The organism is Halomonas sp. SSL-5, assembly GCF_030708455.1.
Lineage (GTDB): Bacteria > Pseudomonadota > Gammaproteobacteria > Pseudomonadales > Halomonadaceae > Halomonas.
Window position 1 is genome coordinate 24,150 of sequence record NZ_JAUYWF010000014.1, and the last position, 22,474, is coordinate 46,623.

General features: G+C 69.6%; 23 protein-coding genes. 16 read left to right on the forward strand and 7 right to left on the reverse strand.

The genetic code is table 11. The annotated features are described in order from the left end of the window. Nucleotides 1-40 precede the first annotated feature (40 nt). Nucleotides 41-736: a type 1 glutamine amidotransferase gene (locus RAN53_RS15330; protein ID WP_305797667.1), complete on the forward strand. Its 696-nt coding sequence runs from the start codon at nucleotides 41-43 to the stop codon at nucleotides 734-736. Here RAN53_RS15330 and mnmH read toward each other — a convergent pair. The 5 genes from mnmH to RAN53_RS15355 form a co-directional block, all read right to left on the reverse strand. Beyond that, nucleotides 705-1,832 carry a tRNA 2-selenouridine(34) synthase MnmH gene (gene mnmH, locus RAN53_RS15335; RefSeq protein ID WP_305797668.1) on the reverse strand — a complete coding sequence of 376 codons (1,128 nt, stop codon included), beginning with the start codon at nucleotides 1,830-1,832 and terminating at the stop codon, nucleotides 705-707. The genes RAN53_RS15330 and mnmH overlap by 32 nt on opposite strands. Continuing rightward, nucleotides 1,829-2,869 carry a selenide, water dikinase SelD gene (selD, locus tag RAN53_RS15340; protein WP_414842993.1) on the reverse strand — a complete coding sequence of 347 codons (1,041 nt, stop codon included), beginning with the start codon at nucleotides 2,867-2,869 and terminating at the stop codon, nucleotides 1,829-1,831. Before selD ends, mnmH begins: the two co-directional genes overlap by 4 nt. 46 nt (nucleotides 2,870-2,915) lie before the next feature. Beyond that, the gene (gene radA, locus RAN53_RS15345) at nucleotides 2,916-4,295 is read right to left on the reverse strand and encodes a DNA repair protein RadA (protein WP_305797670.1); all 1,380 of its coding nucleotides are present in this window, start codon (nucleotides 4,293-4,295) and stop codon (nucleotides 2,916-2,918) included. 131 nt (nucleotides 4,296-4,426) lie between these two features. Then, nucleotides 4,427-4,876: a copper resistance protein NlpE N-terminal domain-containing protein gene (locus RAN53_RS15350; protein ID WP_305797671.1), complete on the reverse strand. Its 450-nt coding sequence runs from the start codon at nucleotides 4,874-4,876 to the stop codon at nucleotides 4,427-4,429. 97 nt (nucleotides 4,877-4,973) lie between these two features. Continuing rightward, on the reverse strand, nucleotides 4,974-5,873 hold the full coding sequence (locus RAN53_RS15355; protein WP_305797672.1) for an AEC family transporter: 900 nt from the start codon (nucleotides 5,871-5,873) through the stop codon (nucleotides 4,974-4,976). Nucleotides 5,874-5,993: 120 nt separating this feature from the next. Between RAN53_RS15355 and hisC the strand changes: the two genes are divergently transcribed. Then, entirely contained in the window at nucleotides 5,994-7,058 is a 1,065-nt protein-coding gene (hisC, locus tag RAN53_RS15360; protein ID WP_305797673.1) for a histidinol-phosphate transaminase, read from the forward strand. Nucleotides 7,059-7,148: 90 nt separating this feature from the next. Here the strand turns inward: hisC and RAN53_RS15365 are convergent, their stop codons facing one another. Continuing rightward, entirely contained in the window at nucleotides 7,149-7,943 is a 795-nt protein-coding gene (locus tag RAN53_RS15365; protein WP_305797674.1) for an inositol monophosphatase family protein, read from the reverse strand. Nucleotides 7,944-8,099: 156 nt separating this feature from the next. Here RAN53_RS15365 and RAN53_RS15370 point away from each other — a divergent pair, with 156 nt between their 5' ends. The 14 genes from RAN53_RS15370 (at nucleotide 8,100) to der (ending at nucleotide 21,385) form a co-directional block, all read left to right on the forward strand. Further along, nucleotides 8,100-8,840, forward strand: a complete 741-nt coding sequence (locus RAN53_RS15370) for an RNA methyltransferase (protein ID WP_305797675.1) — start codon at nucleotides 8,100-8,102, stop codon at nucleotides 8,838-8,840. Between the two features lie 119 nt (nucleotides 8,841-8,959). Further along, nucleotides 8,960-9,787 (forward strand): serine O-acetyltransferase, encoded by an 828-nt coding sequence (cysE, locus tag RAN53_RS15375; protein ID WP_305797676.1) that lies wholly within the window; start codon nucleotides 8,960-8,962, stop codon nucleotides 9,785-9,787. A 98-nt stretch (nucleotides 9,788-9,885) separates the two neighbouring features. Beyond that, nucleotides 9,886-10,359 (forward strand): Fe-S cluster assembly transcriptional regulator IscR, encoded by a 474-nt coding sequence (gene iscR / locus RAN53_RS15380; RefSeq protein ID WP_305797677.1) that lies wholly within the window; start codon nucleotides 9,886-9,888, stop codon nucleotides 10,357-10,359. Between the two features lie 32 nt (nucleotides 10,360-10,391). After that, on the forward strand, nucleotides 10,392-11,549 hold the full coding sequence (locus RAN53_RS15385; protein WP_305797678.1) for an IscS subfamily cysteine desulfurase: 1,158 nt from the start codon (nucleotides 10,392-10,394) through the stop codon (nucleotides 11,547-11,549). Between the two features lie 56 nt (nucleotides 11,550-11,605). Further along, nucleotides 11,606-11,932, forward strand: a complete 327-nt coding sequence (locus tag RAN53_RS15390; RefSeq protein WP_161429934.1) for a HesB/IscA family protein — start codon at nucleotides 11,606-11,608, stop codon at nucleotides 11,930-11,932. Nucleotides 11,933-12,158: 226 nt separating this feature from the next. Beyond that, nucleotides 12,159-12,584, forward strand: a complete 426-nt coding sequence (gene ndk, locus RAN53_RS15395; protein WP_305797679.1) for a nucleoside-diphosphate kinase — start codon at nucleotides 12,159-12,161, stop codon at nucleotides 12,582-12,584. A gap of 85 nt (nucleotides 12,585-12,669) precedes the next feature. Continuing rightward, nucleotides 12,670-13,797 (forward strand): 23S rRNA (adenine(2503)-C(2))-methyltransferase RlmN, encoded by a 1,128-nt coding sequence (gene rlmN, locus RAN53_RS15400; RefSeq protein WP_305797680.1) that lies wholly within the window; start codon nucleotides 12,670-12,672, stop codon nucleotides 13,795-13,797. A gap of 122 nt (nucleotides 13,798-13,919) precedes the next feature. Continuing rightward, nucleotides 13,920-14,672 (forward strand): type IV pilus biogenesis/stability protein PilW, encoded by a 753-nt coding sequence (pilW, locus tag RAN53_RS15405; protein ID WP_305797681.1) that lies wholly within the window; start codon nucleotides 13,920-13,922, stop codon nucleotides 14,670-14,672. Nucleotides 14,673-14,702: 30 nt separating this feature from the next. Then, on the forward strand, nucleotides 14,703-15,686 hold the full coding sequence (locus RAN53_RS15410; RefSeq protein WP_305797682.1) for a RodZ domain-containing protein: 984 nt from the start codon (nucleotides 14,703-14,705) through the stop codon (nucleotides 15,684-15,686). A gap of 10 nt (nucleotides 15,687-15,696) precedes the next feature. Then, nucleotides 15,697-16,812: a flavodoxin-dependent (E)-4-hydroxy-3-methylbut-2-enyl-diphosphate synthase gene (gene ispG, locus RAN53_RS15415; protein WP_305797683.1), complete on the forward strand. Its 1,116-nt coding sequence runs from the start codon at nucleotides 15,697-15,699 to the stop codon at nucleotides 16,810-16,812. Between the two features lie 28 nt (nucleotides 16,813-16,840). Continuing rightward, complete coding sequence (hisS, locus tag RAN53_RS15420) at nucleotides 16,841-18,142, forward strand: histidine--tRNA ligase (RefSeq protein WP_305797684.1); 1,302 nt, start codon at nucleotides 16,841-16,843, stop codon at nucleotides 18,140-18,142. A 32-nt stretch (nucleotides 18,143-18,174) separates the two neighbouring features. Next, entirely contained in the window at nucleotides 18,175-18,840 is a 666-nt protein-coding gene (locus RAN53_RS15425) for a YfgM family protein (protein ID WP_305797685.1), read from the forward strand. Beyond that, nucleotides 18,837-19,985 carry an outer membrane protein assembly factor BamB gene (gene bamB, locus RAN53_RS15430; RefSeq protein WP_305797686.1) on the forward strand — a complete coding sequence of 383 codons (1,149 nt, stop codon included), beginning with the start codon at nucleotides 18,837-18,839 and terminating at the stop codon, nucleotides 19,983-19,985. Before RAN53_RS15425 ends, bamB begins: the two co-directional genes overlap by 4 nt. Further along, nucleotides 19,982-21,385 carry a ribosome biogenesis GTPase Der gene (gene der, locus RAN53_RS15435; RefSeq protein WP_305797687.1) on the forward strand — a complete coding sequence of 468 codons (1,404 nt, stop codon included), beginning with the start codon at nucleotides 19,982-19,984 and terminating at the stop codon, nucleotides 21,383-21,385. The genes bamB and der overlap by 4 nt, the downstream gene beginning before the upstream one ends. 91 nt (nucleotides 21,386-21,476) lie before the next feature. Here the strand turns inward: der and RAN53_RS15440 are convergent, their stop codons facing one another. Continuing rightward, entirely contained in the window at nucleotides 21,477-22,343 is an 867-nt protein-coding gene (locus RAN53_RS15440; protein WP_305797688.1) for an ATP-binding protein, read from the reverse strand. Nucleotides 22,344-22,474: the final 131 nt, after the last annotated feature.

Below are 22,474 nucleotides of genomic sequence, written 5' to 3' on the forward strand. Positions count from 1 at the left end.
TGCGCCCCCTGTCCGTTGCATCCGCTGGCGAGGTTACCCCATGCATGTTCATCTGCTCCAGCACGCCCCTCACCAGGGGCCGGCACGCCTGGCCGACTGGTTGACCAGCATGGGCCACAGCCACACGGTATTCCACCTCGACGCCGGCGAGCTGCCGCCGAAGCCCGGCGACGGCGATGCCCTGGTGCTGCTCGATGGCCCCGAGGGCCCCATGGACACTGACCGGCTGCCCTGGCTGAAGGGCGAGCGCAAGCTGGTCGAGCGCGCCCTGAACGGCCACCGGCCGCTGCTGGGCATCGGCTTCGGCGCCCGGCTGATCGCCGAGGCGCTGGGTGGAGTGGTGGCCCAAGGCACCTTTGCGGAAACCGGCTGGCACCGGGTGGACCTCTCCCCGCTGAGCCCCGTCGACCTGCCCGACACCTTCGAGGCCTTCATGTGGCACCGCGAGGTCTTCGCGCTGCCAGACTATGCCCTGGCGATCGGCCGCAGCGAGGCGAGCCCGCTGCAGGGCTTCACCTGGGACGACGGCCGGGTGGTGGCCCTGCTCTGCCACCTGGAGGCCACCGCTGCAAGTGTCACCGACCTGCTCGACCATCAAGGGCCACCCGAGGGCAGCGAGACCAGCCCCCATGCCCAGGATACCGCGGTGATGCTCGAGGACCCGCGGCGCTTCGACCGCCTCGCCCCGCTGCTCGACCGCCTGCTCAGCCAGTGGCTGCGGAGTGCTTCGGCGTGACCGACGCCTGCTCCTCGGACCACTGCCGGGCCACCGCCAGGCAGCTCTCCCAGTCGCCCACGTGCAGGAAGTGGCCCGGGGCGCGCTTCTCCAGCTGGTGGCGATACATGGGGTCGTAGTATTCGGTCAGCAGCGGCGCCAGCCACGCCTCGTGGGCCTGGGGGTTGCCGCGCTCATGCTCGCGGAAGGCCAGCGCCTGGAGCCGCTGCAGTCGCGCCAGGCGTGCGCTGCCCAGGCGCTTGCGCAGCTTGGCCAGGGACTCCTCCAGCTGCTTGCGCATCAGGGCCCAGCCCAGCCACTCGCCGAACTGGCGACGATAGACCGCCCACAGCTCCTCGATATAGTCGCGGTGGATCTGTGCCAGGCGCCAGTCCAGGGGCATCTCCACGCGCAGTCGCGGGGCGAGCTGCATCGCCTCCCAGAAGGCCTGGGGGAGGTTGGCCCCGCCGATATGGCGCGACTCGTCCTCCACCACCACGGGGCCCGGCAACTCCAGCAGGCGCAGGCCCATGGCGTGCTCGAAGTCGATCTGGCCGGGGGCCTGCAGCGGATGACGGCCGAAGGCGGAGCCCTTGTGGCGGGCACAACCCTCCAGGTCCAGGCCGGTGTCCAGGGCCAGCACCAGATCGGTCTTGGCGCAGCCGGTGAGCCCGCCGACCACCAGCAACGGCTGCTCGGCGGCGGCCTCGATGCGCGCACAGAGCGCCTGGCGCATCGCCTTCCAGCCGCCGCGGATGCGCGGCCGGGTGATGCCCGCCTCGCGGATCCACTGCTGGGCGATCTGCGAGCGCAGCCCGCCGCGGAAGCAATAGACGATGGCGTCGGGATAACGCTCGAGCTCCTCGCACCAGGCCGCCACCCGCGCCGCCTTGACCTCGCCGCTGACCAGCCGCTCGCCCAGGGCGATCGCCGCGGCCTGGCCGCGCTGCTTGTACTCGATGCCGACCAGGCGGCGCTCCTCGTTATCCATCAGCGGCAGGTTCACCGCCCCGGGCAGCGCCCCCTGGGCGAACTCCACCGGGGCGCGCACATCGATGAGGCACCGCCCCTCGCTCATCAACGCCAGGTCGGGGTCGACCAGCGGCAGTTCACTCATCCATGCACCTCGATGCGTGCCGGGCCGCTGGCCTCGACGATCTCACCGAAGGGCTCGAGGGTCAGGCCGTGCTGGCGGCCGATGCGCTCGACGTCATCCTCCCAGGCCGGGTCCACGGCCAGCAGCAGGCCGCCGGAGGTCTGGGGGTCGCACAGCCACTGCCAGTGGGCCTCGTCCATCTCGGGCAGGCTCGCGCCCAGGGCCTCGCGGTTGCGCAGGGTCCCCCCCGGCACCGCGCCCCGGCGGCGATAGGCCTCGGCTTCGGCCAGCCGCGGCAGGCGACGGAAGTCGATGCGCGCTGCCACCTCGCTGGCCGCGCACACCTCGGCCAGGTGACCGCCGAGCCCGAAGCCGGTGACATCGGTCATGGCATGCACGCCCGCGATCTTCGCCAGGTCCACGCCGATGCGGTTGGAGCGCAGCATGGTCTCCCGGGCCAGGCCCTGGTGGCCAGCCTCGAGCAGCCCCTTCTTCTCGGCGGTAGTCAGCATGCCCACCCCCAGCGGCTTGGTCAGGAACAGCAGGTCCCCCGGTTTCGCCCCCTTGTTGAGCTTGAGGTGCGCAAGGTCCACCAGGCCGTTCACCGCCAGGCCGAAGATCGGTTCCGGGGCGTCGATGGAGTGGCCGCCGGCCAGGGCCAGGCCCAGCTCGCGACACACCGCCTGGGCGCCGGCCATCACGTCGCCGGCCACCTCGGCGGGCAGCTTGTCCAGCGGCCAGCCGAGGATGCCCAGCGCCAGCACCGGGGTACCGCCCATGGCGTAGATATCGCTGATGGCGTTGGTGGCAGCGATGCGCCCGAAGTCGAAGGGGTCATCGACGATGGGCATGAAGAAGTCGGTGGTGGCGATCATGCCGCGGCCGTCACCCAGGTCGTAGACGGCGGCGTCCTCGCGGCCCTGGTTGCCGACGATCAGTCGCGAATGGCTCGCCCCGGGGCCGGCCTTGGCCAGGATGGCGTCGAGCACGTCGGGGGCGATCTTGCAGCCGCAGCCGGCACCATGGCTGTACTGGGTCAGGCGGATGGCGCTCATCACAATCTCCTCGCAATCGGTTACGGGTATTCTACATCAAGGCCCCGGCTCACAGGGCCTCGAGGGCGTCGGCGAGCTTGTCCACGGCCACCACCTCCATGCCCTCGGGGGCACGTTTGGGGGCATTGGCCCGCGGCACGATGGCGCGGGTGAAGCCGTGCTTGGCCGCCTCGACGATGCGCTCCTGGCCGCTGGGCACCGGGCGGATCTCGCCGGACAGTCCCACCTCGCCGAATACCACCAGCTCGCGGGGCAGCGGACGGCTCTGCAGGCTGGAGACCACCGCCAGCAGCACCGCCAGGTCGGCACTAGTCTCCAGCACCTTGACGCCCCCCACCACGTTGAGAAAGACGTCCTGATCACCGGTGAAGAGCCCACCGTGGCGGTGCAGCACGGCCAGCAACATGGCCAGGCGGTTGGCGTCCAGGCCCACCGCCACCCGCCGCGGGTTGCCCAGCGGCGAGTCGTCGAGCAGCGCCTGCACCTCCACCAGGATCGGCCGGGTGCCCTCCCACACCACCATCACCAGGCTGCCCGGCGACTGCTCCTCGGTGCGCGAGAGGAAGATGGCGCTGGGGTTCTTCACCTCCTTGAGGCCATGCTCGAGCATGGCGAAGACGCCCAGCTCGTTGACCGCCCCGAAGCGGTTCTTCTGGCCGCGCAGGGTGCGAAAGCGCGAATCGGCACCCCCCTCCAGCAGCAGCGAGGCGTCGATCATGTGCTCGAGCACCTTGGGCCCGGCCAGGCTGCCGTCCTTGGTGACGTGGCCGACCAGCAACAGCACGGTGTTGCTCTGCTTGGCGAAGCGGGTCAGCGCCGCGGCGGACTCGCGCACCTGGGCCACGCCGCCGGGGGCCGAGGCGATATCCTCCAGGTGCATGGTCTGGATGGAGTCGATGACCAGTATCTCCGGACGCTCGCGCTCGGCCACGGCGAGGATCGTCTCCACGCTGGTCTCGGCCAGCATCTTCAGCCCCTGGGTGGGCAGCTGCAGGCGGTGGGCGCGCATCGCCACCTGGGAGAGCGACTCCTCCCCGGTGACGTAGAGCACGCCGCGGGCCTGGGCCAGCTTGCAGGCGGTCTGCAGCAGCAGGGTCGACTTGCCCGCCCCGGGGTGACCACCCAGCAGCACCGCCGAGCCGGGCACCAGGCCACCGCCCAGCACCCGGTCGAACTCGGCGAAGGTAGAGGAGAGCCTTGGCACCTCGCTGAGGTCGACGTTAGCCAGGTCGACCACCTCGCGGGTCAGGGCGCCGGCATAGCCGCCGCGCGCCGTCCCCGACGCCCCGGCCCCGGCGCCCGGCCGGGCCGGGGCGAGGCGCACCTCGCCGAGGGTGTTCCATTCTCGGCAGCTGCTGCACTGCCCCTGCCACTTGCGGTATTCGGCGCCGCATTCGGTGCAGACGAAGGCGCTCTTTGCCTTGGCCATGGCGTGTCTCGTCGGTGGATGGGTCGTGAAGGTCGCGCGTCGGGTCGTGAAAGGCGCGGCCCCAGCCACAACGGCAGGGGGCGGCCCGAAGGCCGCCCCCACCGGGATCACCCGGATTCATCCGCGTGGGATCACTGGCGCTTGAGCTGCAGCATCTCGCTGTTCTGGAAGCGACGACGCTCGGGGTCGATCAGCTCCAGGGTCTGGGGATCGAGGCGCAGGAAGTAATAGATCTGCCCCTCGCCGTCAGGCGTGAGCTCGTAGACGGTGGCGTCGGGCTCGTTGGCGGTGCCCTGGAGCACCTCCCAGTTACCGGCATAGGTCTCGTCCGGGGGGCTCTGCGGATGGCCGCGATAGGCGGCACTGAGCTCGAAGGTGCGGTCCGCGGCGGCGGCCTGTGCATCGCCACGCATCAGCACATCGAGGTCGATGCCATCGCAGTTGCGGCACGGCAGAGTGCCCTGGTAGCGCTCCTCGTCGGGCGCCACGGCAGCACCCTCGGGGCCACCGGTGGGACCGGCGGCACAGCCGGCCAGTAGCGCGAGCAGGGCCGATCCGGCGAGCAAGGTCCTGATTTGCATATGTGTCCTCCTGGGCTATGGGCGTTGCACCGTGTTCCACGGCGGCCTGAGTCACAGCATAACCGCTGATACGGCCGGCGCACAGTTTCACGGCCCTTCATCCGCCGATACCGGCATGCACGTGGGCGAAGACCAGCGCCAGCACCACCGGCATCACCAGCAGCGAGCCGAGGTTGCCGATCAGCACCAGCGAGGCGACCTTGTGAGGCTCCTGGCGATACTGCTCGGCCACCAGATAGTTGAGGACCGCCGGCGGCAAGGCGGCGAACACCCACAGCGCCGCGGCCTGCAGGCCGGAGAGACCCAGCAGCCAGACCAGCGGCGCGGCCAGCACCAGCCCGGAGAGCGGGCAGAGCACGGCGCCCAGCAGGCCGGTCTTCCAATCCGAGAAGTCGATATCCAGCATGCGCACGCCCAGGGCGAAGAGCAGCAGCGGGATACACACCCCGCCCAGCATATGCAGCGCCTCCAGCAGCCAGCCGGGCAGCGGCACGCCCAGCAGGTTGACCGCCAGGCCGGCGAAGGTGGCCAGCACGATGGGCAGGCGCAGGATGCGCAGCAGCGAGGAACCGGGACTCAGCATCCACAGCCCCACCGTGAAGTGCAGCAGCATCTCGACGATGAACAGCACCACCGCGGCGGGCAGCGCCGCCTCCCCGAAGGCCAGCAGCAGCAGCGGGATGCCCATGTTGCCGGAGTTGTTGAACATCATCGGCGGCAGGAAGGTCTTCACCTCCAGTCCCAGCCACTTCACCAGCGGCCACAGCACGAGCCCGGAGCCCAGCACCACCAGCGTGCCGCCCAGCGCCAGCCCCGCATACTCCTCCAGCGGCGCCTGGCCGTCGGCCAGCACGGCGAACACCAGCATGGGCACGAAGAGCTCCATGTTGAGGGTGTTGAGAGTGGCAATATCGGGGTTGCGCAGGCGGCCGTAGAGGGTGCCGCATCCGGCGATCAAGAATACCGGCAACAGGGTGGCAAGGATCTGGGCGGTCATCGCGACGTCATTGTGATCAGGGGACAGGGGCACCAGCCTAGCACGGCTTGCGCGGCTCGGCCGTGCGGGTCACCATGCCTGCATTCCCTCCACGACCCGAGCGAGAGCCGAGCGAGAGCCATGAGCAAGTTCTGGAGCCCCGAGGTCCGCGAGCTGACGCCCTATGTCCCCGGCGAGCAGCCCCGCGAGCGCCTGATCAAGCTGAACACCAACGAGAATCCCTACCCGCCGGCCCCGGGGGTCGGCGCCGTGCTGCGCGACTTCCCCAGCGACCACCTGCGTCGCTATCCGGACCCCGAGTCCCGGGCCCTGCGCGAGGCGCTGGCCGCGGAGCTCGGCGTCGAGGTCGGGCAGGTGTTCGTGGGCAATGGCTCCGACGAGGTACTGGCACTGGCCTTCCAGGCCTTCTTCCGCCAGGCAGCGGCGCTGCAGATGCCGGCGATCACCTACAGCTTCTACCCGGTCTACTGCCGGCTCTACGACATCGAGCGCCAGGCCCTGCCGCTGGCCGCCGACTGGTCGGTGGATCTCGCGGCATTCGCCCCCTCAGCGGGCGGGGTGGTCTTCGCCAACCCCAACGCCCCCACCGGCCACGGCCACGATCGCGCGGCGATCGCCAACCTGCTTGAGAGGATTACCGAGTCGGTGGTGCTGATCGACGAGGCCTACGTGGACTTCGGCGGCGAGAGCGCGGTGCCGCTGGTGGAGCGCTTCCCCAACCTGCTGGTCACCGGCACCTTCTCCAAGTCACGCAGCCTGGCCGGCCTGCGACTGGGCTATGCGGTGGGCTCCAGGGAACTGATCGAGGGGCTGGAGCGGGTCAAGGACTCCTTCAACTCCTACCCGGTAGACAGCCTGGCCAGCGCCGTGGCCAGCGCCTCCCTGGCCGACGCGGAGCACTTCGCGGCGTGCCGTGAACGGGTGATCACCACCCGCGAGCAAACCCGCAGCGCGCTCGAGCGACTGGGCTTCGAGGTACTGCCCTCCCAGGCCAACTTCCTGCTGGTCCGCCACCCCGACCAGGATGCCGCCCAGCTCTTCGTGGGGCTGCGCGAGCGGGGCGTGCTGGTGCGCCACTTCAACACCGAGGCGCTGCGCGACCACCTGCGCATCAGCATCGGCACCGATGACGAGATGGAGAGCCTCATCGAGACCCTGACGCTGCTCTGCCAGGCGCCGGCCTGAGCCCCAGCCTCCCTCCAAACACACGAAAGCCCCGCGGCACTTGCGCGCCGCGGGGCTTTCACTCGGGCTCGGGTCAGGCTCGCCGCGGACTCAGAAGTGCGGCTTGAGCTGCTGCACCAGCGCCTTGTAGAGGCGCGGGCCGGCGGCCATCAGCGGGCCATCCTCGTCCACCCTGGGCTGGCCGTCCGGGGTCCCCATCAGCGCGCCGGACTCCTTGAGCAGCAGGCCGCCGACGTGGAGGTCCTGCTCCTCCAGGCCCAGCACGAAGGCGGCATCGGCACGCCCGGAGGCCAGCTCGGCGAGATCGAGCAGGCCGCTGCCGCTGGCGCGCTGCACCTCGATGAGCGGACCGAGCTGCTGCACCAGGGTCAGGTAGGCGGGCAGGTAGCGATTGCGCAGCGAGCTGTCGGGCAGCCCCATGGCGATGCGCGTACCGGCCACGGCATGCTTGCCGGGCACACGGATGCGCTTGCCGTTGTGCTGGGCACCACGGCCGCGGCTGGCCAGGTACTCGTCGTCGCTGAAGGGGCAGATCACCACCGCATGCTCCGCACGGCCCTTGACCAGGCATACCAGTGACAGCGCGAAGCCGGGGGCAGCCACCTCGAGGTTCGAGTAGCCGTGGAAGGGTTCGATGCGCCACAGCACATCGCGTCCCTCGCCTTCACCCTCGCGATGGGGGGTGAAACGGCCGACGACGCCGTGCTGGGGGTAGCCGCGGGAGAGCTGACGCACGATCAGTGTCTCGGCGTTGCGCGCGGCGTCTTCCAGCAGGCGGTCGAGGTTGTGCTCTTGGTGGGAGTTCTCGATGCGCTCGCGAATGCGCAGGAACTGCTCGCCGGCGCTGCGGGCGGCGCGCAGCGCGTATTGGACCATCGGATGCATGATCGGGCCTTGGGGAGTCGGTGGTGTTAAAGAACGGGGCGTTCACTCGAAACGCTGGCGCGAATCCTAGCAGAAGCGCTCGTGACGCGCCATCCACCGCGACGCTCACATGCTAGACTGCGCCCCTCAACTTCCTGCAGCACCGGACCCTGACCCATGCTCGAGCGCATCCGTATCGTCCTGATCGGCACCAGCCACCCCGGCAATATCGGCGCCACCGCCCGCGCCATGCACAACATGGCCCTGAGCGACCTGGCCCTGGTGGCGCCGCGCTGCGAGCCGATCACCGCCGATAGCGTGTCCCGGGCCTCCGGTGCCGACCACCTGGTGCATGGCGCCCGGGTGGTCGACACCCTGGAGGCGGCCGTGGCCGACTGCACCCTGGCGGTGGGCGCCAGCGCCCGCTCGCGCACCCTGCCCTGGCCGATGCTCACCCCGCGCGAGCTGGGCGACCGCCTGCCCCAGGAGCTGGCCGATCCCGCCGCCCGCGTGGCGCTGGTGTTCGGCCGCGAGGACAGCGGCCTGACCAATGCCGAGCTGCAGCGCTGCCATGCCCACGTGCACATCCCCACCAACCCGGACTTCAGCTCGCTGAACCTGGCCGCGGCGGTGCAGGTAATGGCCTACGAGTGCCGCCAGGCCTGGCTGGCGGGAGAGCCGGCCGAGCCCGTGGATCCCGACCAGGCCCTGGCCACCCACGCCGAGCTCGAGCACTACTTCGCCCACCTGGAGCGCACCCTGGTCGCCATCGGCTTCCACGATCCGGCGACTCCTCGCCAGCTGATGGCCCGGCTGCGTCGCTTCACCCTGCGCGCCCGCCCGGAACGCATGGAGCTCAATATCCTGCGCGGCATCCTCTCGGATACCGAGAAGCTCGCCCCGCCGCGGGATGAGTGATGGCCAACGCCCGGCGGAAAGGGGCAGGCTCGCCTTGAAGCTCCCCACCGCCGCCCCCACACTGAGATGATCATCCGCGGCGGTTGCCGCCCTGCCCATCCAAGCCCAAGGACCGCTGCATGTTTCAACGCCTGCGTGAGGACATCAACAGCGTTTTCGACCGCGACCCGGCGGCACGCAACTTCCTCGAAGTGCTGACCAACTACCCGGGCCTGCACGCCCTGTTGATCCATCGCCTGAGCCATCGCCTGTGGCGCGCCAACCTGCGCTGGCTGGCGCGCAGCCTCTCCACCTTCTCGCGCTGGCTGACCGGCATCGAGATCCATCCCGGGGCCACCATCGGCCGGCGCTTCTTCATCGACCACGGCATGGGCGTGGTGATCGGCGAGACCGCGGAGGTCGGCGACGACGTCACCCTCTACCAGGGCGTGACCCTGGGCGGCACCAGCTGGAACAAGGGCAAGCGCCATCCCACCCTGGAGGACGGCGTGATCGTCGGTGCCGGCGCCAAGATACTGGGGCCCTTCAGCGTGGGTACCGGCGCCAAGATCGGCTCCAACGCCGTGGTGACCAAGGAGGTGCCCGCCGGCGCCACCGTGGTGGGCATCCCCGGCAAGATCGTCAAGCGCGAGGAGCCCGATGCCGCCGACACCCTGGAAGTCGACCCCGAGCGCCGCGAGGCCATTCGCCGCAAGTTCGGCTTCGACGCCTACGGAGTCAGCGAGGACATGCCCGACCCGGTGGCGCGCTCCATCCAGGCGATGCTCGACCACATGCACGCCGTGGACGAACGCCTCGAGCGCATGTGCCACACCCTGCGCAAGGTCGACGCCAGCTACCGCGAGGGCGACCTGCCGGAGCTGCGTGACGAGGATTTCGCCGAGGTGCTCGACGACGCCTGCAAGATGCCGGAGAAGGCACCGGCACCCGACGACCCAAAAGGTTGACCGCGGCACTCGGTCTTTCCCATAATGCCTCCTCGATCCGTGCGCTCCCTCCGGAGCCGACGATTACCGAACGCCGCCCCGGCGGCGCCGAGGACGCCATGCGCCTGACCACCAAGGGACGCTACGCCGTCACCGCCATGCTCGACCTGGCGATGAACGCCCGCAGCGGGCCGATCTGCCTGGCCGACATCTCGCGCCGTCAGGAGATCTCGCTCTCCTACCTCGAGCAGTTGTTCGCCCGCCTGCGCCGTGCCGGCCTGGTGGAGAGCGTGCGCGGCCCGGGCGGGGGCTACCTGCTGGCCCAGGCCCCGGAGGTCATCTCGGTGGCCAGGGTGATCGACGCCGTGGATGAGTCCGTTGACGCCACGCGCTGCGGTGGCCTCTCCGACTGCCAGCAGGGCGACACCTGCCTCACCCACCACCTGTGGTGCGAGCTGTCGGAGCATATCCACGGCTTCCTCGATGGCGTTACCCTCGGCCAGCTGGCCGATCGCCAGGAGATCCAGCAGATTGCCGGCCGTCAGCGTCGCCGCCTCGATGGCGACGACGGCATCCTCGCCTCGGCGCCCTGACCGCCAGGCCGAACCCGAGACTTCCCGAGGCCATGACCACACCCGTCTATCTCGACTACGCCGCCACCACCCCCGTCGACCCCCGGGTCGCCGAGCTGATGGCGCGCCACCTGACCCTCGACGGCATCTTCGCCAACCCCGCCTCGCGCAGCCACATGCTGGGCTGGCAGGCCGAGCAGGCGGTGGAGAACGCCCGCCGTCAGGTCGCCGACCTGATCGCGGCCGACCCGCGCGAGATCGTCTGGACCAGCGGCGCCACCGAGGCCGACAACCTGGCCCTGACCGGTTTCCTGCGCGCCAACCGCTATCGCGGGCGTCACCTGATCACCTCCGTCGTCGAGCACAAGGCGGTGGTCGATACCGCCAGCGCGCTGGAGGACGAGGGCTTCGAGGTGACCTGGCTGACCCCGGGGCGCGACGGCCGCGTCACACCCGAGCAACTGCGCGAGGCGCTGCGTGAGGACACCGTACTGGTGTCGCTGATGGCGGTGAACAACGAGCTGGGCGTGATCCACGACCTGGCGGCGCTGGCCGAGGTGGCCCACGCCGGCGGCGCCGTCTTCCACGTCGACGCCGCCCAGGCGGTGGGCCGGCTCGACCTCGACGTGAACCGGCTGGGGATCGACTTGATGTCGCTCTCCGGGCACAAGGCCTACGGGCCCAAGGGGGTCGGCGCCCTCTTTGTGAAGCGCCACCCCGATATCCGTATTGAGGCGCTGATCCACGGCGGCGGCCACGAGCGCGGCATGCGCTCCGGCACCCTGCCCACCCACCAGATCGTGGGCATGGGCGAGGCCTTCGCCCTGGCCGGCGCCGAGGGAGAGACCGACCAGGCACGCATCACCGCCCTGCGCGACCGCCTGCTCGACGGCCTGGCCGACCTCGACGGCATCCATCGCAATACCGCGCTGGAGGTCGCCGTGCCCAACATCCTCAACCTGGCCTTCGCGGGCGTGGAGGGCGAGTCGCTGCTGATGGCGCTGCGCGATATCGCCCTCTCCACCGGCTCGGCCTGCAACTCGGCCAGCGTCGAGCCCTCCTATGTACTGAAGGGCATCGGCCTGCCGCGGGCGCTGGCGCTGGCCTCGCTGCGCTTCAGCTTCGGGCGTTTCACCACCGAAGCCGACATCGACCGGGCCATCGACGCCCTGCGCCACGCCCTGGTCGGCCTGCGCCGCCAGGCCCCATGACGCGTTCGCGACAGACGCAACCCCTGCAACAGGCAGCTACCCACAGGAGAGAGACCATGGCGCATCTCACCATCACCGACGCCGCCGCCGAGCAGATTCGCCGGGTACTCGACGAGCGCGGCCAGGGCCTTGGCCTGCGCGTCTCGGTCAAGCCCAGCGGCTGCTCCGGCTACAGCTACGTACTCGACTTCGCCGATGAGGCGGCCAATGACGACACCTGCTTCGAGGAGCACGGGGTCAAGGTCTTCGTCGCCCCCGACGCCCTGGAGATGCTCGACGGCAGCGAGGTCGACTACGTCAACGAGGGCCTCAACCGCTACTTCCGCTTCAACAACCCCAACGTCAAGGACCAGTGCGGCTGCGGCGAGAGCTTTTCGGTCTAGGTTCAAAGAATTCCCGCGACCCGAGGCGCGCCGCGCCTCGCAATCAGCGACGATTGTTCAACGCCGCCCCGGGACGCTATAATCCCGGCCCAGTCGGCGCACCGCCGAACCGTCGGACGCCGAGCCGCATTACCCGATTCGCCGCGTCGCCCTGGCTTCCCGCAAGCTCGAGGGCGGCGCGGCGCACTCCTTCGACACCCCATCACCCCCTACTGGAGACATGCCCATGGCTACCCAGCGCACCCTGTCCATCATCAAGCCCGATGCCGTCGCCAAGAACGCCATCGGCGAGATCATCTCTCGCTTCGAGAAGGCCGGCCTCCAGGTCGTCGCCGCCAAGATGCTCAAGCTGGACGACGACAAGGCCGGCGGCTTCTACGCCGAGCACAAGGAGCGCCCCTTCTTCAAGGACCTGGTCGGCTTCATGACCTCCGGCCCGGTGGTCGTGCAGGTGCTCGAGGGCGAGGACGCCATCGCCAAGAACCGTGAGCTGATGGGCGCCACCAACCCCAAGGAAGCCGCGCCGGGCACCATCCGCGCCGACTTCGCCGAGACCATCGACGCCAACGCCGTGCACGGCTCCGACTCCCCCGAGTCCGCCGAGCGCGAGATCGCCTACTTCTTCGAGAGCAGCGAGCTTTGCCCGCGCTGATTTCGGCCCGCGTTGATCGAGGCTCCGGGCGGGGCCCTGTCCCCGCCTCCCCTGCCGCCCTCCCTTCCCCGACCCGCTGATCGCCATGACCGCTGACACCGCACCCCAGAAGACCAACCTGCTCGGCATGTCTCGCCAGGAGATGGAAGCCTTCTTCCTCTCCATCGGCGAGAAGAAGTTCCGTGCCGCCCAGGTGATGAAGTGGATTCACCACGAGGGCTGTGACGACTTCGCGGCCATGACCAACCTCGCCAAGGCGCTGCGTGCCAGGCTCGCCGAGGTGGCCGAGATTCGCGGTCCGGGCGTGGTCTACGAGGGCACCTCCAGCGACGGCACCCGCAAGTGGGTGCTGGAGGTCGAGGACGGCAGCTATGTGGAGACGGTGCTGATCCCCGCCGACAACGGCAAGCGTCGCACCCTGTGCGTCTCCTCCCAGGTGGGCTGCTCGCTGGACTGCAGCTTCTGCTCCACCGGCAAGCAGGGCTTCCAGCGCAACCTCACCGCCGCCGAGATCATCGGCCAGGTGTGGGTGGCCCAGCGCAGCGTGGGTCCGCGCAAGGACACCGCCAACCGCCCGGTCACCAACGTGGTGATGATGGGCATGGGCGAGCCGCTGATGAACTACGACAACGTCGTGCCGGCCATGAAGCTGATGCTCGACGACGATGGCTACGGCCTCTCCAAGCGCCGCGTCACCCTCTCCACCTCCGGCGTGGTGCCGATGCTCGACAAGCTCGGCGACGAGCTCGATGTGAGCCTGGCCATCTCGCTGCATGCCGCCAACGACGAGCTGCGCAACGAGCTGGTGCCGCTCAATCGCAAGTACAACATCCGCAGCCTGCTCGACGCCTGCCAGCGCTACCTGACCAAGTGCGACGACACCCGCATGGTCACCATCGAGTACACGGTGATCAAGGACGTCAACGACCAGCAGGTGCACGCCGAGCAGCTCGCCGAGCTGCTGCGCGAGCTGCCATGCAAGATCAACCTGATTCCCTTCAATCCCTTCCCCCACTCGGGCTACGAGACGCCGTCACGCAACCAGGTGATGCGCTTCCAGCAGTGGCTCTACGAGCTGGGCTACACGGCGCCGATACGCTCCACTCGCGGCGACGACATCGACGCCGCCTGCGGCCAGCTGGTGGGCCGGGTGAAGGACCGCACGCGTCGCCACGAGCGCTATATCAAGTCGATCCAGATCGATGCCGACTGAAGGGAGCCCGCCTTGACTTCAACTGGGCACAGCGCTTTGATGGGCAGGCCCTGGCTCCCCCCGGCTCACGTAGGCCAGCGGCACGCCGCCGGAGGGAGCCCGCCGACCCTCGGGAGGAGTTCATGACACGCCGCTCACCGCTGCCCACACGCTCGCTGCTGCCCCTGGCCGCCCTGCTGGGCAGCCTGTGGATGACCGGCTGTGCCACCCAGCCCCAGGGCATCGCCGGCGGCGGCGGTAGCGAGGCCAGCCCCTCCGATGCCTACACCCAGCTCGGCGTCGCGTACCTGGAGCGCAACAACCTGCGCCGCGCCATGGGCGCCCTTGACCGCGCCCTGGAGATTGCCCCCGACGACCCCGAGGCGCTGCAGGCCATGGCCATGGTCTACCAGCGCCAGGGCGAGGATGCCCTGGCCGACGAGACCTTCCGCCGGGCACTGGCGGCGAATGCCGACTTCACCCGGGCGCGCAACAACTACGCGGCCTTCCTCTACGCCCGGGGCCACGTGCGCGAGGCCTGCGAGCAGCTCGAACGGGCCTCGACGGATGCCCAGTACCCCAGTCGTGCCCAGCTGTTCGCCAACCTCGGGCAGTGCCATCGCGAGCTCGGCGAGGTGCAGGAGGCACGCCGCAATCTGCAGCGCGCCCAGGAGATCGACCCGCGGGCGCCGCGCAGCTACTTCACCCTGGCCGAGCTGGAGTACGCCGACAACAACCTGGCCCAGGCGCGCGCGCAGGTCGAGGCCTTCATGCGCCTGGCCGGGCCGCGCCCGGAGGCCCTGCGGCTGGCCACCGATATCGCCCGTGCCCAGGGCGACAGCGCCACTGCCACCTTCTACACCCAACAGCTGGAGGGGCGTGGCAACACGCCCTGATCCGAGAACACCACCCAAGGATGCGCCGCCATGAGCGACACCCACGAACCGGACCTGCACGCTGATGTCACGGCCTCGCCCGGCGAGCAGCTGAGGCTTGAACGCGAGAATCAGGGCCTCTCCGTCTCCGAGGTGGCCGGTGCGCTCAACCTGAGGCCGGCGGTGGTCCGCGGCCTGGAGGAGGACAGCTACGAGGAGGTGCCGGTCGCCACCTACCGGCGCGGCTACCTGCGCGCCTATGCGCACCTGCTGGGCATCGACGACACCCCGGTGCTGGAGGCCTATCACGCCCGCTTCGGCAGACAGGATGCCGCCCAGCGCAAGGTCACGCCGGTCCAGATCAGCAAGCCCCCCTCCCGCCTGGGCGCCTGGCTGTTCCGCCTAGTGTCGCTGCTGGTGCTGGCCGGCCTGATCGGCCTGACCCTGATGTGGTGGCAGAGCCGCGGCGGCGGCGAGCCGCCGAGCATCGGCGAGAGCGACCCGGTCTCCGTCGACCGCCTCGATGGCTCCGCCAGCGTGACCGAGCCCGATACCACCAGCGCCGAGCCGGACAGCCTGCCACCGCTGCCCGAGGAGGTGACCGAGTCGGCGTCCGCCGTCCAGGCACCCGCCGAGGATGCCGCGGAAGGCAGCGATGCGCCCGCGGCGCTCGACGCCGACCCCGCCGAGAATGGCCTCGAGGAGGACGGTGCCACACAGGACAGCGGCGAAGCCGTGGCCGCCCAACAAGAGACTCCCGACGAGGATCCCGCCGACGCCGCGCAGGACGCCGGCGATCGCCTGGCATTCACCTTCAATGAACAGTCATGGACCGAGGTCTTCGACGCCAATAACCAGCGCGTCTTCGTCGGCCTGCAGGAACCCGGCACCACGGCCAGCGTCGAAGGCGAGCCCCCCTTCCGCCTGACCGTGGGCAACGCCACCGGCGTCGAGCTGCTCTGGCAAGGCGAGCCCGTGGACCTTCCGGCTCGCGCCGGAGCCAACAACGTCGCCCGCTTCACCCTGGGAGAATGATTCCGCCATCATGCACGCACAATCCCCTATCGTCCGTCGCAAGTCGCGCCAGATCCACGTCGGCAGGGTAGCCGTCGGGGGCGATGCCCCCATCTCGGTGCAGAGCATGACCAACACCGACACCCTCGACGTGGCCGCCACCGTGGCGCAGATTCGCCAGCTGGAAACCGCCGGCGCCGATATCGTGCGCGTCTCGGTGCCCGACATGGAGGCCGCCGAGGCCTTCGGCCGCATCAAGCGCGAGGTCGAGGTGCCGCTGGTCGCCGATATCCACTTCGACTACAAGATCGCCCTGCGCGTCGCCGAGCTCGGCGTCGACTGCCTGCGCATCAACCCCGGCAACATCGGCCGTGAGGATCGCGTGCGCGCCGTGGTCTCGGCGGCCCGGGACAACGGCATCCCGATCCGCATCGGCGTCAACGCCGGCTCCCTGGAGAAGGACCTGCAGAAGAAGTACGGCGAGCCCACGCCCGCCGCCCTGGTCGAGTCCGCCATGCGCCATATCGACCACCTCGACCGCCTCGACTTCCAGGAGTATAAGGTCAGCGTCAAGGCCTCCGATGTGTTCATGGCGGTGGCCGCCTACCGCGACCTGGCCTCGCGCATCGAGCAGCCGCTGCATCTGGGCATCACCGAGGCCGGCGGGCTTCGCTCGGGCACCGTCAAGTCCTCCATCGGGCTGGGCATGCTGCTGATGGACGGCATCGGCGACACCATCCGGGTCTCCCTGGCCGCCGACCCCGTCGAGGAAATCAAGGTCGGCTTCGACATGCTCAAGAGCCTGCGCCTGCGCGCCAAGGGCATCAACTTCATCGCCTGTCCCAGCTGCTCGCGCCAGAATTTCGACGTCATCGGCACCATGAATGCCCTGGAGGAGCGCCTCGAAGACGTCATGACCCCCCTCGACGTCTCGGTGATCGGCTGCGTGGTCAACGGCCCCGGCGAGGCCAAGGAGAGCGATATCGGGCTTACCGGCGGCTCGCCGGCCAACCTCGTCTATATCGACGGCAAGCCGGCCTCCAAGCTGCGCAACGACCATCTGGTCGACGACCTCGAGCGGCTGATCCGCGACAAGGTGCGCGAGAAGGAGCAGGCCGAACAGGACGTGATCGCCCGCGACGCCTGAGTCGCCGGCACCCATCAAGGAGCCACCGTTGAGCAAGTCCCAAGCACCCAGCAAGAAGAAGATCCAGGCCATCCGCGGCATGAACGATCTGCTGCCGGAGCAGTCGCCCCTGTGGCAGTACTTCGAGGGCAAGGTCCGTGACCTGATGGCCCGCTACGGCTATGCAGAGATTCGCACGCCCATCGTCGAGCAGACCGCGCTGTTCGCGCGCTCCATCGGCGAGGTCACCGATATCGTCGAGAAGGAGATGTATACCTTCGAGGATCGCAACGGTGACAGCCTGACCCTGCGCCCCGAGGGCACGGCGAGCTGCGTGCGCGCCGCCATGGAGCACGGCCTGCTGCACAACCAGACCCAGCGCCTGTGGTACCAGGGGCCGATGTTCCGCCACGAGCGCCCCCAGAAGGGCCGCTACCGCCAGTTCCACCAGGTGGGCGTGGAGAGCTTCGGCCTCGAGGGGCCGGATATCGACGCCGAGGTGATCCTGCTCTCGGCCCGCCTGTGGCGCGAACTGGGGCTTGCGGAGCATGTCACCCTGGAGCTCAACTCGCTGGGCTCCTCGGAGGCCCGCGCCGCCTATCGCGACACCCTGGTGGCCTACTTCGAGCAGCACCATGACCGGCTCGACGAGGACTCCCGTCGCCGCCTTTCCAGCAACCCGCTGCGTATCCTCGACTCCAAGAACCCCGAGATGGCCGAGATGCTGGCCGGCGCGCCGCGCCTGCTCGACCACCTGGACGCCGACTCCCGCGAGCACTTCGAGACGCTCTGTGCACTGCTCGATGCCGCCGGCATCGACTACGTGATCAACCCGCGCCTGGTGCGCGGCCTGGACTACTACGGTCGCACCGTCTTCGAATGGACCACCACGGCGCTGGGCAGCCAGGGCACGGTGTGTGCCGGCGGCCGCTACGACGGCCTGGTGGAGCAGCTGGGCGGCAAGCCGACCCCGGCGGTGGGCTTCGCGATGGGCATCGAGCGCCTGGTACTGCTGCTCGAGACCCTGGCGCTGATCCCCGACGCCGCCCGCGGCGAGCTCGACCTCTATGTGCTGCCCATGGACGACGCGTCCGCCGGCACCGCCCTGCAGCTGGTCGAGCGGCTGCGCGGCGAGCTGCCCGAGCTGCGCGCCCAGCTGCACTGTGGCGGCGGCAGCTTCAAGAGCCGCATCAAGAAGGCCGACCGCAGCGGCGCCCGCCTGGCCCTGCTGCTGGGCGAGGACGAACTCGCGCGTGGCACCGCGACCCTGAAGTTCCTGCGCGAGGAGCGTGACCAGCGCAGCCTGGCCCGGGACGCACTGGTCGACGAGCTGCGCGAACTGCTGGCCTGAAGGCCCACACGAGACACACAAGGAGACCGCCCGTGGCGGAGCTGAGAACCGAGGAAGAACAGGTCGAGGCGCTCAAGCGCTGGTGGAAGGAGAACGGCCTCTCGCTGATTGCCGGCGTGGTCATCGCCGGGGCCGGCGTGCTGGGCTGGAACGCCTGGCAGGGCTACCAGGAGAACCAGGCCACCGCCGCCTCGATGCGCTACCAGCAGCTGATCAACCTGACCGCCGGCAACGACCTCGACGAGGCGCAACTGCCCCAGGCCCGTGCCCTGGTGGAGGAGATCGTCGACGCGCACGGCAAGACCCTCTATGCCGACCTGGCACGCCTGGTGGACGCCCGCCTGGCGGTCACTCAGGGCGACCTCGCCGGTGCCCGCGACCGGTTGCAGGCCCTGGCGGATGCCGACTCGGGCGGCTATGTGGGTGGCCTGGCACGGCTGCGCCTGGCCCGGCTGCTGGTCGCCGACAACGACGCCGAGGCGGCACTGACCGCCCTGGAGAGCGGCGTTCCCGAGGCGCTGGCCGCCCAGCGAGCCGAGGTGCGCGGGGATGCGCTGCATGCCCTGGAGCGCCGCGAGGATGCCGCCGCCGCCTGGCGTGAGGCGCTCGCCCTCGCCGAAGCCAACGACCAACCGCTCTACGGCGTGCAGCTCAAGCTCGACAACCTAGGCCTTGAACAGCAGGTGCTCGACTCATGAAACCGACCTTCCTGATCGCCGCCCTGGCGGGCCTGACCCTGCTCGCGGGCTGCGCCGGCAACAAGGTGGAGCCGCAGTATCCCCCCACCGAGCTCAGTGACTTCGCGGCGAGCGCCGAACTTGCCAGCGCCTGGCGTGAGGGCGCCGGTGACGGCCTGGGACGCGCCGCCTATCCCATCGCCCCGGCCCGCGATGGCGATGCCCTGTTCGCCGCCGACCACCGCGGCGAGCTGTTCGCCTTCGACGCCGATGACGGCGACACCCGCTGGGAGGTAGACCTCGAGGTGCCGGTCTCCAGCGCCCTGACCGCGGTGGCCGGGGACCTCTACCTGGGCACCCGCAACGGCGAGGTGCTGGCGGTGAGCCAGCGCGATGGCAGCGTGCGCTGGCGTGCCCGGGTGCCCAGCGAGGTGCTGGCCGCCCCGCAGCCCAACCAGCAGCAGCTGATCGTGCAGAGCGTCGACGGCACCATCACCGCCCTGGACCGCGCCAGTGGCGATGAGCGCTGGAGCTATCAGGCCAGCCTCCCCTCGCTGACCCTGCGCGGCACCGGCACCCCCACCACCATCGACCCGCTGACCTTCGCCGGTTTCGCCAACGGCCGCCTGGTGGCCCTGGACAATCGCAGCGGCCAGCCGCTGTGGGAGCGACGCATCGCCGTGGCCCAGGGGCGCAGCGACATCGAACGCCTGGTGGACCTCGCCGGCCAGCCGGTGCTGACGCCCGATGGCCGCCTCTTCGTGACCAGCTATAACGGCCGCCTGGTGGCCCTGGAGGCCTCCCGCGGCGAGCCGCTGTGGGCCCGCGACCTCTCCAGCTACCACACGCCCATCGTGGTGGGTGACTTCCTGTTCGTGGTCGAGGAGTCGGGGCGCATCCTGGCCCTGGCCGCCGACAGCGGCGACGAGGTATGGCGCAACAGCGACCTGGAAGGCCGCCGGCCTACCTCACCGGCCTTCGCCGACGGCAAGCTGGTGTTCGGCGATTTCGAGGGCTACCTGCACCTGATCGACGCACGCAGCGGCGAGATGGTCGGTCGCGAGCGTATCGACGGCTCCGGTATCGGCGTACGCCCGGTCACCGCAGGCAACCGCATTCATGTGCTGGCCAATGACGGCACCCTCGAGACCCTGGATATCCGATGACACCCGTGATCGCCCTGGTCGGCCGCCCCAATGTGGGCAAGTCGACCCTGTTCAACCGCCTGACGCGCACCCGCGATGCCCTGGTGGCCGACTTCCCGGGCCTGACCCGTGACCGCAAGTACGGCAACGGCATGCTCGGCGGCAAGGCCTACACGGTGATCGACACCGGCGGCATCAGCGGCGACGAGGCGGGCATCGATGCCGCCATGGCCGAGCAGTCGCTGGCCGCCATCGACGAGGCCGACATCGTGCTGTTCCTGGTCGATGCCCGTGCCGGCCTCAACGTCGCCGACCAGGCCATCGCCAACCACCTGAGGGTCAACCAGAAGAAGACCTGGCTGGTGGTCAACAAGACCGATGGGCTCGACGAGGACAGTGCCACCGCCGAGTTCTGGGAGCTGGGGCTGGGCGAGCCGCGGCCCATCGCCGCCGCCCATGGCCGCAACGTCACCACGCTGATCGACGAGGTGCTCGCCCCCTTCCCGGAGCGCGACGAGAGCATCCCGGCAGACACCGGCACCAAGGGCATCCGCATCGGGGTCATCGGCCGCCCCAACGTGGGCAAGTCGACCCTGGTCAACCGCCTGCTCGGCGAGGAGCGCGTGGTGGTCTTCGACGAGGCGGGCACCACCCGTGACGCCATCGAGATCCCCTTCGAGCGCCGCGGCAAGCCCTACGTGCTGGTAGATACCGCCGGCGTGCGGCGCCGCAGGAGCGTTCGAGAGAACTACGAGAAGTTCTCGATCATCAAGACCCTGGAGGCGATCAAGGAGTGCCATGTCGCCATCATGGTGCTCGACGCGCGCTCCGGGCTGGTGGAGCAGGACCTGCACCTGCTCGACTACGTGCTGACCACCGGCCGCGCCCTGGTGCTGGCGGTGAACAAGTGGGATGGCCTCGAGAGCGAGGCCAAGGAGAAGATGCGCGCCGAGATCAAGCGCCGCCTGGGCTTCGCCGACTACGCCGACCTGCACTTCATCTCGGCGCTGCACGGCACCGGGGTGGGCGACCTCTATCCCTCGCTGGAGCGCGCCTTCGCCTCGGCCAACGCCCACTGGTCCACCAACCGCCTGACCAGCATCCTTCAGGACGCGGTGGAGTCGCACCAGCCGCCCCTGGTGCACGGACGCCGCATCAAGCTACGCATGGCCCACCAGGGCGGCGCCAATCCCCCGATCATCGTGGTCCACGGCAACCAGACCGAGTCGCTGCCCGAGGCCTATCGCCGCTACCTGACCAACACCTTCCGCAAGGTGCTCAAGGTACGCGGCACGCCGATGCGCTTCGAATTCCGCTCCGGCAAGAACCCGTTCGATCCCATGGCCGATGCCAGCGACCGCGAGAAGGCCAAGAAGCGAGAACTGGGCCGCACCAAGGAGGCGCGCAAGAGCCGCCGCTGACCCCGCCTCATCTCGACCTCAGGCGCCCGGCCCGCTCTCAGGAAATCCCTGGGGCGAGCCGGGCGCCTTCGTGTTAACTGATGCGTGTTGACTACCGGTCGTGAAGACGCCGGCGACCCACCCAGTGGTTGGCGAACTGCCAGGCGCCGCGGCCGCTGCGCCCGCCGCGCAGGGTGGCGAAGCGGATCGCCTCGGCGCGGGCCTCGGCGCTCCAGTCCTCGCGGCGTCCCAGCTGGGTGACCCAGTGACAGCAGGCCTCCAGGTAGACGTCCTGGTTGAAGGGGTGGAAGCCCAGCCACAGCCCGAAACGGTCGGAGAGCGAGATCTTCTCCTCCACGGCATCGCCGTGATGCAGCTCGTCACCCACCAGCCGCGAGCCCTCGTTGTCGCTCATCGACTCCGGCAGCAGGTGGCGACGGTTGGAGGTGGCATAGAGCAGCACGTTGGGGGGCGGGCCGGTCAGGGCACCGTCGAGCACGCTCTTCAGCGCCTTGTAGGCGTCATCGTGGCCCTCGAAGGAGAGGTCGTCGCAGTAGACCACGAAGCGCTGGTCGTGGTGACGCAGCTGCTCCACCAGCATCGGCAGGCCGGCGAGGTCGTGGCGATCCACCTGCACCAGGCGCAGCCCCTCGCCGGACAGGCTGTTGAGCAGGGCACGGATCAGCGACGACTTGCCGCTGCCTCGCGAGCCCCACAGCAGGGCGTGGTTGGCCGGCAGGCCCTGCAGGAAGGCCCGGGTGTTGTCGACCAGCGCCAGCTTCTGGCGCTCGATGCCCAGCAGGTCATCCAGGCTCAGGGCGTCGCGCGGTGGCACCGGCAGCAGGCGCCCACCCAGGGCGTGGCGCTGCCACAGGGCGGCCACGTCCCGCGACCAGTCCACCTCCACCGGGGCCGGGGGCAGCCAGTGCTCGACGTGATCCAGCAGATGCAGCAGGCGACGCGTCAGCTCGGCGTCCATGATCCTCTCCTTCTCCAGGTCGCCGGATAGTCGGCAGCCTCGGGGCTGATCTGGCGGCAAGCCTTCGAGGAGGCGCTGTGAACCCATCCATGGGCGCTACCGACGCCATCCCTGGCGTAGGACCTCCTCTA

Excerpts from the sequence above, each read along its gene's own strand:
- pilW (WP_305797681.1), top strand. The coding sequence starts at position 13,920 with ATGACACGCCGCTCACCGCTGCCCACACGCTCGCTGCTGCCCCTGGCC.
- RAN53_RS15440 (WP_305797688.1), bottom strand. The coding sequence starts at position 22,343 with ATGGACGCCGAGCTGACGCGTCGCCTGCTGCATCTGCTGGATCACGTC.
- cysE (WP_305797676.1), top strand. The coding sequence starts at position 8,960 with ATGTTTCAACGCCTGCGTGAGGACATCAACAGCGTTTTCGACCGCGAC.
- ispG (WP_305797683.1), top strand. The coding sequence starts at position 15,697 with ATGCACGCACAATCCCCTATCGTCCGTCGCAAGTCGCGCCAGATCCAC.
- RAN53_RS15330 (WP_305797667.1), top strand. The coding sequence starts at position 41 with ATGCATGTTCATCTGCTCCAGCACGCCCCTCACCAGGGGCCGGCACGC.
- radA (WP_305797670.1), bottom strand. The coding sequence starts at position 4,295 with ATGGCCAAGGCAAAGAGCGCCTTCGTCTGCACCGAATGCGGCGCCGAA.
- RAN53_RS15350 (WP_305797671.1), bottom strand. The coding sequence starts at position 4,876 with ATGCAAATCAGGACCTTGCTCGCCGGATCGGCCCTGCTCGCGCTACTG.
- rlmN (WP_305797680.1), top strand. The coding sequence starts at position 12,670 with ATGACCGCTGACACCGCACCCCAGAAGACCAACCTGCTCGGCATGTCT.
- ndk (WP_305797679.1), top strand. The coding sequence starts at position 12,159 with ATGGCTACCCAGCGCACCCTGTCCATCATCAAGCCCGATGCCGTCGCC.
- bamB (WP_305797686.1), top strand. The coding sequence starts at position 18,837 with ATGAAACCGACCTTCCTGATCGCCGCCCTGGCGGGCCTGACCCTGCTC.
- RAN53_RS15410 (WP_305797682.1), top strand. The coding sequence starts at position 14,703 with ATGAGCGACACCCACGAACCGGACCTGCACGCTGATGTCACGGCCTCG.
- RAN53_RS15390 (WP_161429934.1), top strand. The coding sequence starts at position 11,606 with ATGGCGCATCTCACCATCACCGACGCCGCCGCCGAGCAGATTCGCCGG.
- RAN53_RS15365 (WP_305797674.1), bottom strand. The coding sequence starts at position 7,943 with ATGCATCCGATGGTCCAATACGCGCTGCGCGCCGCCCGCAGCGCCGGC.
- RAN53_RS15370 (WP_305797675.1), top strand. The coding sequence starts at position 8,100 with ATGCTCGAGCGCATCCGTATCGTCCTGATCGGCACCAGCCACCCCGGC.
- hisC (WP_305797673.1), top strand. The coding sequence starts at position 5,994 with ATGAGCAAGTTCTGGAGCCCCGAGGTCCGCGAGCTGACGCCCTATGTC.
- mnmH (WP_305797668.1), bottom strand. The coding sequence starts at position 1,832 with ATGAGTGAACTGCCGCTGGTCGACCCCGACCTGGCGTTGATGAGCGAG.
- RAN53_RS15355 (WP_305797672.1), bottom strand. The coding sequence starts at position 5,873 with ATGACCGCCCAGATCCTTGCCACCCTGTTGCCGGTATTCTTGATCGCC.
- RAN53_RS15385 (WP_305797678.1), top strand. The coding sequence starts at position 10,392 with ATGACCACACCCGTCTATCTCGACTACGCCGCCACCACCCCCGTCGAC.
- iscR (WP_305797677.1), top strand. The coding sequence starts at position 9,886 with ATGCGCCTGACCACCAAGGGACGCTACGCCGTCACCGCCATGCTCGAC.
- der (WP_305797687.1), top strand. The coding sequence starts at position 19,982 with ATGACACCCGTGATCGCCCTGGTCGGCCGCCCCAATGTGGGCAAGTCG.